Raw genomic sequence first — 11,844 nt, forward strand, 5'->3', positions numbered from 1 at the left:
TTTCTGGTGATTCTATGAATAGAAGACGCTTTCTGATCAATATATCGGCTGCACTTGGGTATGGTGCGCTCGTCAATGATGCTGCAGCTTTGGATGCTGCGCTCGCCTTTTCCGGGAAACCTTCCGGCTTTCTAGGTCCAGATGAACTGGAGTTCGTTTCTCAGGTCTCGGATATTATTATTCCTAAGTCAGATACACCCTCGGCCAGTCAGGCAGGAGTTCCGGCATATATTGATTTTTACCTGAGCGAATTTCTGGAATCCAAAGCAAGAAATTCATTTGTTGAAGGCTTGAGGGAATTGTGCAATGAATCCATTCAAGAATTTCTGAGATTATCCGAAGAACACAAAACGGAGTTGATTCAGTCTCTGGATGACCGGCTGGGCTCCTCTGATGAGAGCACTGTCTACAAACAGCTCAAAGAGCTTATCGTAATCGGCTACTACACCTCCCAAGTCGGCGCTACTCAAGCGCTACGTTACGACCCGGTTCCGGGCCCCTATAAAGAGATCAAGCTGGCAGAAGTCGGGCGCGCCTGGTTGTAGCGCGAAATAGGTCTGAAGGAAAACAGTAATGAGCAATACTGAATACGACGTAATCGTCGTTGGCTCCGGTATGAGCGGCGCTTATGCGGCGAAAGAGTTCTGTGAAAAGGGCTATAAAACTCTGGTGCTAGAGCGGGGTGAGATGGTCAAACACCGGCAGTATAAGACCGAGGGCAAGGCCCCGTGGCAAATGCCTTTCCGCGGTGATGTACCGGAGGAGTTCAAGGCAGAGCAGCATATCCAGAAGGAGGTGTATATCTACAATGATTACACCCGCCACCACCTGATCAATGACAAAGATCACCCTTACGAACAGAAAAGACCGTTTATCTGGTACCGCAGCGCCACGGTGGGTGGCAAGTCGCTGATCTGGGGGCGCCAGAGTTACCGCTGGAGCAAACTGGATTTTGAATCCAACAAACTCGATGGGAACGGTATCGACTGGCCGGTGCGCTATGAGGATATCGAGCCCTGGTATGACCGGGTGGAGCCTTTTGTGGGGATATCCGGTAGCTATGAAGGTCTCGAAGTTTTGCCGGACGGCAAGTTTCTGCCTGCATTGCCGCTCAATGTGGTGGAGCGGGATATGAAAAAGAAAATTGAGAAAACTTTCCCGGACCGTCACTTTATCCCCGCGCGGGTCGCGCATCTCACGCAACCCCAGAAGCAGCACCTGGAGCTGGGTCGGGTGCAATGTCAGGCCCGCAGTGAGTGTCCTCGCGGCTGTTCCTTCGGGGCCTACTATTCTTCCAATTCCGCAGCGCTGCCGGCCGCCGAGCGCACCGGCAATATGACGCTAGTGGCCAATGCTCAGGTTCAGGAGGTGCTGTACGATCACGCCAGCGGCCGCGCCACCGGCGTGGCCTATGTGGATATGCGCAGCGGAGAGCGCAAGCAGGTGTCTGCGCGTACCGTATTTATGTGTGCCTCTACGCTGGCCTCGGTACAGATTCTGCTGAATTCAAAATCCGAGACCTTTCCCGAAGGGATTGGCAACCGGTTTGATGTGCTCGGCCGTTATGTGATGGACCACTGTGGCGGGGGCGGGGCTTCGGGCATGGTGCCCGGGTATCTGGAAGACTATTACAAGGGGCGCCGCCCGGGCGGGGTCTATATTCCCCGATTCCGAAATATCAATAGTAAGCACGGAAAGTTCGAACGCGGTTATGGTTTCCAGTGCGGTGCCAGCCGTGCAGGGTGGCACTGGGCCAAGACGGGCAAGGGCATTGGTAAGGCCTTCAAGGAAAAAGTGAGCCAGCCGGGAAATTGGTACTTCACCATGTGGGGTTTTGGCGAGAGCCTGCCGAGGTATGAAAACCGAATCTATCTCCATCCGTCCAAAAAAGACAAGTGGGGTATGCCATTGCTGGTGACCGATGTGGCCTATGGAGAAAACGAAAGCGCCATGGTGCGGGATATGAGCGATACCGCGGTCGAAATGCTGGAAGCTGCGGGGCTCCAAAATATCCGCCGCTTTGAGGGCGAGGCGCCGCCGGGCGGCGCAATTCATGAAATGGGCGGCGCCTGTATGGGGCATTCGGTGGAAACCTCTTACTTGAACAAGTGGAACCAATGTCACGATGTGAAAAATCTATTTGTCACCGATGGCGCAGCCTTCTCGTCTGTATCCTGCGTGAATCCTTCGATTACGTTTATGGCGTTTACCGCGCGGGCGGTGGATTATGCGGATCAGCAGATGCAACAGGGGTTAATCTGAATGGCCGGGAAGGACAAAATGAAAAAATCGCCAGTAAAAAGGGTGGTGACGTTACTCGCGCTGATGGCTGCCACACCGGTTTCGGCGGCTCAGTTCAAGGCGCTGCTGTTTACCAAAACGGCGGGCTGGCAACACGAGAGTATTCCGGCTGCAGTTTCGGCGGTAACGGAACTATCCCGTCTACACGATTTTGAGGTGGTGCACACGGGTGATAGTGAGGCGTTTACGACGGAAAACCTGCAGCAGTTCGATGTGGTGGTTTTTCTATTAACCACCGGTGATGTTCTGAACGAACGGCAACAGGACGCCTTTCAGGCCTTTATCCGTTCCGGTAAGGGCTATGTGGGTGTGCATTCGGCAGCGGATACGGGGTACGACTGGTCCTGGTACCGGGGCCTGGTTGGGCGTAATTTTCTGATCCATCCAGCGGTGCAGTCTGCGAAAGTGGATGTGCTGGAGGCGGGCTTTCCGGGTGCCGAGTATATGCCAGCGCGTTTCCTGTGGACCGAAGAGTATTACACCTATGGACCGGAGCACAGCGATTCCCTGAAGTATCTTTTGTCCGTGGATGAAACCACCTACAAGGCGCAGGCCGCATGGGGTGATGTGAAGTCCGACGGTATGGGTGAGTTTCATCCCGTTGCATGGTACCAGCAGTACGATGGCGGCCGCGCTTTCTACACGGGCCTCGGCCATTTGCCGGCGTCTTACGGTAATGCCATGTTTCTGTCGCACCTTTACGGTGGAATTTACTGGGCCGCGACCGGAAGAGGGATCGAATAGGCTCCGATGATCTAGATCTTTAACGTTTACTGAATCATTAAAAAACCCCGCCCTGTTACCAGTGCGGGGTTTTTTGTTTTACCTTGTGGTCAATGAGGCTTAGTTTCGCACCGGCACGGTGCTGTAGTCTTTGACAACCAGGTTGGCGACGGTCAACTCACCATTGTGTCGGAAGTCGACGCTGATGGTGTTGTTGGCCTGCAGTAGGTCAGCCGGAACGGGAATCTCCAGGGTGTTGAAGTACCGTTCTGCCGCGTTCTGCTTGCGTCCACGCCAGTCCAGTGGCGTCTCAACGGTCTGGCCATTGATGGTCAGGCTGTCGATCTGCAGCAGGCTGTCGGGGCTGTCGTCTTCACCCGGGTAGAGAGCCACGGTAAGGCGCAGTTGCGCTTCCGCATAGCCGGCCGGAACCGCCACGTTGTTCACCTGCAGTGTTTTCGCACCACCGTTAACTGAGATACGGTGGGGTACACTGCCGCCGCTTACGCTGTTACCGAAGTACTTCTTCTCGTTCATGGTCTGGTTAACGGCGATGTTGTTACCCAGGCTGTAGCGCAGCACAACAGTAGCATTTGCCGCGAGCGTGAGGTTACTCGGCATTTGCTTCATATGCTGGCGGTCCAGCAGGGTATCGAAGCTGTTGTCGAAATGCATATTGCGCATTTCCACATTCTGCAGCTGGGCGCCGCCCAGGCCAGCGATGTCCAGGTTCACGGTGGTGTCTACGGTTTCCAGGTTGTTCATGATCACGAACAGCTCGTCGCCATCCACATAAGACTGGACCTGTACATCCGCATCACTGGAAATGCTGTCGACCCGAGTACCATCTACATCCGCCCACAGCTCGTAGAACTTGATGTAGTCAGACCACTGCCAGTTGCCCTGGTTGAGTACAGGCTCGATCAGCAGGCTGTAGTGGTACGGGGCTGAACAGGTACGCGGTTCTTCATAACCACAGCCGCCCGGGTAGTAGCCCCACAGGGGTTTGGCCGGGGTAAATGGCATGGACTTGATGACATAGTCCGGGCGCTCCAGGATCTGCATCAACATGGCGTTGAAGGATTTGATTACCTCGGACTCGTAACGAACCTGGTGGGGAAGATAGTCCCAACCACCCTGTACCGCGCCGTATTCCGACAGCACGATGGGTGTGCGGTTGGATTGGCCGTTCTGGTGAACGTCGTACCACTCCATCATATCGAGCATGGCGTGTAGGTGACCGTTTCGGCGCAATGTCGAACGCGAGTCATCGTCCACTCCCGGCCAGTCATAGACGTGTACTGCATAGAAGTCCATGTTATGGCCAGCGGCATCCATAAAGCCCTTCCACATTACATCCCACTGGTACCAGTCTTGTGCTCGGGTATCATCCACGGTGGTCGCCATGGCCTGACGGAAGAACTCTTCCGCCGCAGCTTCTTCAGCGGGGTCGTCTGCGGTAATCCACTGGTCGTAGGCGTCATCGGCGTGACGCGAGATGCCATCTCGACGATAGAAGTCGTGCTGGCCCCAGGTCAGGCCGCCGATCATTGGCGCTTCGTTCCCGAGCTTCGCACGGATTTCCTGTGCTACGAGGTTGTGATATTCCCAGATCGCTTCCTGGTTGGTGACCATAAACGCGCCGGTTTTCATTTTCATATCCGGTTCGTTGATCACTTCCCAGTATTTTGGCATGGGATCGCCCACGTAACCGTTGCTGGAATTTGCGTAGTAATGCTTCAGGTATTGGCCCATCCACGCAGCAGAGGTTTCGATATTCATCGGCTGCCAGTTGTGCCAGGTCTTACCGGTGTCGTACCAGCTCAGGGTCGGGTACGTCGGGTGTGGGTTGGTGCCGGCAATCAGCTCGGTGCTCTCTGCACTGAAGCGTTTGTAGAAGGGGTTGCCTTCGTACAGTTCACGCAGCTCCTGCCCGCGCTCCACCATATAGTCCATATCCGGCCAGTTGTCCCGGTTTGGATCTTCTTTGGTGTCCTGGAATTTCCAGGTAGCGGTACCGTTGTCGCGGCCGAGGGTCACATCCAGAGTATTTACGAAGTAGTTCAGTTTGTCTGAATGACCGTTCCAATCATTTTCGTAAATGGTGGTATGCGCAGTAATGTGGCGCTTACGTCCGAAGTCAGACACACCGCCCACGCTGTGCTTGATATTGGCGTTGACCGTTACAGTGGCACTGTGACCGTTACCCACTTGTGAGGCTGAGCAGCCAGACTCGTTGGCAAACTCGCCGGCAGGGGTGGAGGGGCAGTTGTCTGCACTGTTGGCGATACCGTCGTTATCGCTGTCGGCGAATCCGGAACAGCCGGATGGGTCGACGTTCTGACCGTACGGGGTATTCGCACATTGGTCCGTACCATTGAGCACGCCGTCGAAGTCATCGTCGTCGCCGCCCGGGCTTGCACAGCCAACGGCGTTAACGAATTCCCCGGCCGCGGTCGTCGGGCACTGATCCAGATTGTCGGTAATGCCGTCTTCATCGGTGTCCAGTTGAGAGGGCGCACAACCTACGCTGTTGGCGGTTTCTGCTGGGTCGGTGCTCGGGCATTGATCGTCCACATCCGGGGTGCCGTCGCTGTCGCCATCAAGGGCCATGTTCACGTCGCCCACACGTTCAAAAGTGGCGTAGTCGATATTGAACTGGAAGTCCTGACTGCCTGCGCCGAAGATGCGGATGGTGAGGTCGCCGGCGAACAGGTTGATTTCGCTGGAGGCGTCGAGCAGATAGAAGCTGTCCCAGTCGCCCCCCTGGCTTTGTACATCAGTGGTGTTCTTGATGACAAGCTCACCCTCGTGGTCGGTGGCCATCAGGCCAACAGACGTACCGGAAGTGTTGCCGGTACCAACGAAGAATTTCGGACGGTAAAGACCGGATTGATCCAGGCTCAGGTTGTACTCGAGGTAGTCGCCACTGTTGAAGTAGTTCACCGCCGTGCCGCCGTTGATGGCGTAGGTATCGATATCACCACCCACAACGTGTGCGCTTTCAGCCTGCAGGGTGAAGGTGCCGGAAACCGGGCTGCCGTTACCGGGGCTGCTGCCGCCGGAGCTGGAGCCGCCAGAGCTTGAGGAGGACGAGCTCGAAGAGCTGGAGGAAGACGAGCTTGAGCTGCTACCACCAGAGGAGCTGGAGCTGCTGGAAGAGCTTGAGCTGGAAGACGAGGAAGAGCTCGAGGAAGAACTGGACGAGCTGGAAGATGAGCCGCTGCTGGAGCCGGAGCCTGCACTGTCGTAACTCAGTTCAAAGCGATCCAGGTTCCACTGCCAGTCGTTGCTGCCACCGCCATACACGCGGATTTGCTGGGTGCCTGCGGGCAGGTACACGCTGCCACCGGCCAGTGCCTGGAAGTTATCCCAACCGGCGTTTGGAACACTGGTTTGCGCCAGGGTCTGCCAGTTGCCGCCATTGTTGTGCTGGAAGTCAATGCGACCGCCGTTAATCGCGGTGCCGGCGAAATAGGTCAGGTCGTAGTTGCCGGCCTGGGGAACGGAAATGGTGTATTCCGCGTAGTCGCCTTTGTTGACGTAGTTAATCGCCGTCGCGCCGTTTACGGAGTAAACGCTGATTTTTTGCGGTTGGCCATCGGCGTAAGTACCACCGACCTGGGAGAAGCTCTCTGCTTCGACGGTGAAGTCGAGGCTACCACCGCCACTGCTGCTGGAGCTGCCGCCGCTGCTGCTGGAACCGCCACCGGTGTTGACCTGGGTGAGTTCCAGTGCGTCCAGGTTCCACTGCCAGTTGTTACTGCCAGAGCCGACCACGCGCAGATTGACCGTGCCCGCCGGCAGGGAAATGTTGCCGGCATCGAGTGGCTGGAAGTTATCCCAGTGGCCCGCCGGTACGGCTTTTTTAACCAGCGAGGTCCAGCTGGAACCACTGCCGATCTGGAAGTCGATTTCCGCACCGGAGGCCACGCTGGTACCAATCAGGTACTGGAGGTTGTACGTACCCGCTTCGGCGACTTGCAGGGAGTACTCGGCGTAGTCGCCTTTGTTGACGTAGTTGATGGCGGTTACGCCGTTGACAGTGTAAACACTGATTTTTTGCGGCTGTCCATCGGCGTAGGTGCCGCCTACGCTGCTGAAGGCTTCCGCTTCGATGCGGTAATCCGCCGCAGTCGCTGCCGTACTGAAGGCGATACCAGCGGCCAGCACGGATTGTGCCAGCGCCAGTGGGCGCCTGGGGTAGGGGAGTTTCATCGCTTGCTCCGAGATTGAGACACGGTACATCGGGTGTCGTTATTATTTTTGAACCGCTCGGGCGTTCCGCCGGTACCTCGGAATGGCGGAGCGCACAGTAAGTGGCTCCAGATCGACGGCAGTTGCCGCAAAAACCGTATGTTGTGAAAGGTTTGGAAGTGCGGCGCTGTTAGCGTTATATCTGCTGTCACAAGAATTAAACAATAAACTGTTAACAATCGACAATATGTTTGATTGGAATTGTCGTGTAATTCGCTCATGTTTTTTGTGGGGATGAGAACTGCCTCTAGTTCTCGAGAAGTGGAGGGGGAATAAAAGGCAGGCCGGGGTTGGAAACCACCGGCCTGAAAAGGGTGAAAAGAAAGCTGTAGAAGGTCGTTGTTGTTTTTGGTCTATAAATTTGAATTATTCACGGACGCCGCGGGCGATTGCTGAGGAGGTATTGAATACCTGCAGTGTTGCCGTACTGACAAAGCCTCCTTCGTCCTCAAACACGATTTCTACGGTGTTGTCTTCGCGGAGGTATTCGAGATCCACAGGGATTTCGAGTACCCCAAAGAACTGTGCGCGGCCTTTGCCGCCGTAGTACTGATCGTACCCCTGGTAATCTTCCGGTACGGTGACCGCATTGCCGTTCACCGTAACGCTCGGCGTCAGGGATTTCCCGTGCTCGCGACCAACACCCAGGCGTAGTACCGCTTCACCAGTATCGCCAACCAATACGTCGTTTATTGCAAACTGCAACTTGGCATCGGCACTGATGGCCTGCTTGTATTTGTCGGCGTAGTATTTAGTTTCTGTCCCATCGCCATCAACGGCAATTGAGTTTGTATAAGTCAATTGCAGAATGGTCGTCGCTTCGGACTTCAGCGTGTACATCTGTGGAAGTTCTGCTCCGTCACTTACGTCCAGCACCGGCTTGCCATCCGGGTCGTAATAGAGCTCTTTGATGGTCACGCTTTGCAGGCTGTTTCCATCGGCGCCCAGTGCCGCCAGGTTCAGTTCGGTGTCTTCCTGCTCCAGGTTATTTAGCACCAGGTAGGCCGTTTTATCGTCTACATAGGCGTTTACCTGAATATCCAGATCGCTGGCCCAACTATCTACCCGCGTGCCTTTTACGTCAGACCATAGCTGGTAGAACTTCACAAATTCTGTATATACCCAGGCGTCTCCGGTCTCCCCTTCGGCTTCAAATTTCTGACGCATTAGGCGATTGGTATAAGGCACCTCAGTGCGCCCCCACTCCGCTTTCATGGTGACAAACGGAATGGATTTCAGGATCTGGTCCGGGCGCTCCAGCATATTCATCGTCAGTCCGTTAAGGGCGCGTAACTTGTAGCCGTCCCGTTCCGGAGTCCAGGGATCATTCATCATGCTGTGCACGGTGGCACCAATTTCTGAAACCACGAAGGGTTTACGCTCGCCGGTGGCCATCAGGCTATACTGTTCCAGCATATCGAAGGTGGCTTCCACATTACTGCCGCGGCGCAGTTGGCGGGTACCCTGGAATGCTGGGAAGTCATAAAAATGGACGGACAGGAAGTCCATGTTCGCCCCGGCAATATCGATAAACAGCTTGTCGCGTTCTTCCCAGCGATTGAAATTGTCTTTTTCGAAGTCTGGGAAAGCGACGGTATAGCCGCCGATCAGCACATTGTCGTGGGAGGCCAGATTCCACTGGTCCCGGTAAGCTCGGACTTCATTGGCGACCGCATTGTGGAATTTGAATACGTCTTCCGGTGTAGTGCCTGCGTCTTTATCTTTCGGGTAGTCAACGAGGTCATACAGCGGCTCGTTTATTACTTCCAGATACACGGGCTTCGGTTGACCGTAGGTGTCACTGCCGCCGCGATTGAAATACTCGTAGAGGTAGTTCGCCATATAGTGGCCCACCGCTGTGCCCAGTGGTTCTTCTTCGGTATCCGTTTGGGAGAATGACCAGCCCATGCCCACGTCGTCACCGTTGGGCCAGTATGGGTGCTGCTGGCCGCCTACAATCATGTCGGTTGCCCGATGCTCATGTTGTCGTGCCAATACTGCATTTTCCGCACTGATCTCAGTGTAATTCCAGCGCACACCGCCGCCATTGGTTCTTGCTGCCTCAACATCAATGAAACCGGGGCGCGCGCCATCTTCCGGAAGCTGGCTTAATTGCCACTTCATACCGCCGGTATCCCGTCCAAAATACACGTCGTAACCTTCCAGGAAGTTGGTCATAAGATCCGGGTCATCATTGGGGGCGCCGGCGCTTTGCGAGTTGCCGCCAAACCAATCGTTCTCAATATTGGAGGCATGCACGGTAATAAACTTGCGCCGATCAAATTCTGATTCCCCACCAACGGTGTGACGCATATTCAGATTGAAGTCTACTTTTACCGCATCGTCAGTTGGGGGTTCGGGTTCCGCAGGCTCTGCCATGGTGGTCACCGAATAGTCTGCGCTCACGCCGCCAATGGTCAGTGATGCAGTGACTGCGGTGCTGTATTCGGTACTAGTGGTGACGCGAACGGAAACGGTGTCCCCGTTATTCACGGTACCTGCGTCACTGGTGAAATCCCCGTTGTTTACCGAGTACTCGCCACCACTAACGCTGATGTTGGCCGCGGCGTTAATGCCGGAGACCGTAATGGCATTGGAGGTGTAGCTAGTGCCCATCTCGGCATCGGAGATGGCGGTAAAGGCGAACGTATCTGGTCGTGTGTCCTGCTGTGTTTCGCCACCGTCTTGTGGGGGCTGGTCATTGCTGGAACCGCCGCTGCCGCCACCACCGCAGGCAGCCAGAGCGGCGGTGAGGGTCAGTAGGGCAAATCGTGCGGGCAGGGAATGCGGCTTCATCCGTTCTCTCCAATCTCGTTTTATGATTTTTGTAGAAGGGATGCTAATAGCGGCGGGATCTATTTGTAAATGGTAAATTGTTAACAAAGTGGTCAGGGTTGGAACATTTGTGCCAGGCGTGTCTTTTTGGCGGGGTAGATGGCTCTTGAATATAAATTGAGCGGAGAGCGGCAGCTCGGGAGAGCGCCTCAAAAGTGTTGTAGATTGTTAACAAAAAAGGTAGTGTCGGGTTCAGAGCAGTCCCAACTTTCGTCGATAACCAACAATAATGGGTAAAGTGATGATTGAAACTACCGTGAAAGTCCAGGCATTCCTTGGGCAATCCCCCGTTCCTTTTTATTCTAATGGTGCCTGGGTGACCGGCGGCACCAGCAAGTCCATGGCGGTGGAGAACCCCGCAGATAAATCTCCCCTGGCTAACATTGCGGAAGCGGTCGCCACCGACGCGGAACAGGCCATTGAGGCTGCGCATACCGCGTTTCAATCCTGGCAGGACACCATACCCGCCGAGCGCGCCACGCTGCTGCGCAAACTCGCGGACCTGTGTGAGCGGGATGCAGAAGAGCTCTCACAGCTGGAAGCTCTGGATGTGGGCAAGCCCGTAGAGAACGCCCGCGGCTTTGACGTCCCTTTTGGTATCGAATGCCTGCGCTACTTCGCGGACATGTGCGAAAAGGAAGAATTTGAAACTCCGTTGACCCTGGCCGGTATGAAGCAGGCCCGCAAGGTACGACTTCCCTACGGCGTGGTCGGCTTTATCTTTCCCTGGAATTTCCCGCTGACCCTGTGCCAGTGGGGCATTGCGCCGGCGCTGGCCGCGGGTAACACCGTGGTGGTTAAACCGTCTGAAGTGACTCCGTTGTCCACTCTGTATCTCGCCAAGCTGGCAGAAGAGGCGGGCTTCCCTGCGGGCGTAATCAATGTGTTGCCCGGTGACGGTCCGGAAGTGGGTACCGTGTTCACCCGCCACCCGAAAGTGCGTTTTGTTTCCTTCACCGGCTCCTCCCGCGTTGGCCGCCTGATCGGCGAAGCCTGTGGCGCGAACCTGAAGCCAGTGAAGCTGGAGCTGGGCGGCAAGGGTGCATCCATTATCTGTGACGATGCCAATATCAGCGCGGCGGCAGCCGGCCTTGCCGGAGCCATCACCCTGAATACCGGGCAGGTGTGCTGTACCGCAACCCGCTGGATTGTGCATGAGAGCGTCGCCTCTGAATTTATCGACAAGGTAAAGGCGGAGCTGGACAAGGTGCTGATCAAGGCGGGTATGAACGAAGACAGCCAGATGGGCCCGCTGGTCAGCGAGCGCCAACTGAAAACGGTCAACGGTTACATCCAGCAGGGCCAGGAGCAGGGCGCGGAAGTGGTCTACGGTGGCAACACTATTTCGGATGCGGAGCGCTCCGGTTATTACGTCAGCCCAACACTGCTGATGGGCTCTGAAGAAAACATCTGTTTCCGCGAAGAAATCTTCGGCCCGGTGGCCTATATCACCACCTTCAAGGACGACGCTGATGCGCTGCGCCAGGTGAACAGCCTGGATTACGGTCTTGCCAACAGTGTATGGACGACGAATAACGACCGCGCCATTGCCATCGCCAAGAAAATGGTTTCCGGCAACAGCTGGGTGAATGCCCACAACGTCTTTGCCTATGGCTTGCCCTACGGTGCCTGTAGCGCCAGTGGTATGGGCGGCGGTGTGAACAGCCGCGAGACCATGCTGGATTACACCCGCAATCTTTCGATTGCCGAACCCGAAGAGGAATAAAT

Annotated in this window: 6 protein-coding genes; 4 read left to right on the forward strand and 2 right to left on the reverse strand. The window is 55.6% G+C overall.

Annotated elements, in window-relative coordinates:
• Positions 1 to 14: 14 nt before the first annotated feature.
• The 3 genes from LRR79_RS09065 to LRR79_RS09075 are packed head-to-tail and all read left to right on the forward strand — an operon-like array spanning position 15 to position 3,045.
• Positions 15 to 545 (forward strand): gluconate 2-dehydrogenase subunit 3 family protein, encoded by a 531-nt coding sequence (locus LRR79_RS09065; RefSeq protein ID WP_231756902.1) that lies wholly within the window; start codon positions 15 to 17, stop codon positions 543 to 545.
• Between the two features lie 28 nt (positions 546 to 573).
• Positions 574 to 2,262 (forward strand): GMC oxidoreductase, encoded by a 1,689-nt coding sequence (locus LRR79_RS09070; RefSeq protein ID WP_231756903.1) that lies wholly within the window; start codon positions 574 to 576, stop codon positions 2,260 to 2,262.
• A gap of 18 nt (positions 2,263 to 2,280) precedes the next feature.
• Positions 2,281 to 3,045 (forward strand): ThuA domain-containing protein, encoded by a 765-nt coding sequence (locus LRR79_RS09075; RefSeq protein WP_231756904.1) that lies wholly within the window; start codon positions 2,281 to 2,283, stop codon positions 3,043 to 3,045.
• Positions 3,046 to 3,144: 99 nt separating this feature from the next.
• On the opposite strand, the gene LRR79_RS09080 is transcribed toward LRR79_RS09075, so the two are convergent.
• Together LRR79_RS09080 and LRR79_RS09085 are read right to left on the reverse strand one after the other, a co-directional pair.
• A complete protein-coding gene (locus LRR79_RS09080) occupies positions 3,145 to 7,242 on the reverse strand; it encodes a carbohydrate-binding protein (RefSeq protein WP_231756905.1) in 4,098 nt (1,365 codons plus the stop codon).
• Between the two features lie 405 nt (positions 7,243 to 7,647).
• Complete coding sequence (locus tag LRR79_RS09085; RefSeq protein WP_231756906.1) at positions 7,648 to 10,077, reverse strand: agarase; 2,430 nt, start codon at positions 10,075 to 10,077, stop codon at positions 7,648 to 7,650.
• Between the two features lie 280 nt (positions 10,078 to 10,357).
• On the opposite strand from LRR79_RS09085, the gene LRR79_RS09090 reads away from it, so the two are divergent.
• On the forward strand, positions 10,358 to 11,842 hold the full coding sequence (locus LRR79_RS09090; protein WP_231756907.1) for an aldehyde dehydrogenase family protein: 1,485 nt from the start codon (positions 10,358 to 10,360) through the stop codon (positions 11,840 to 11,842).
• Positions 11,843 to 11,844: the final 2 nt, after the last annotated feature.

Source organism: Microbulbifer elongatus (genome assembly GCF_021165935.1).
Taxonomy (GTDB): Bacteria; Pseudomonadota; Gammaproteobacteria; order Pseudomonadales; family Cellvibrionaceae; genus Microbulbifer; species Microbulbifer elongatus.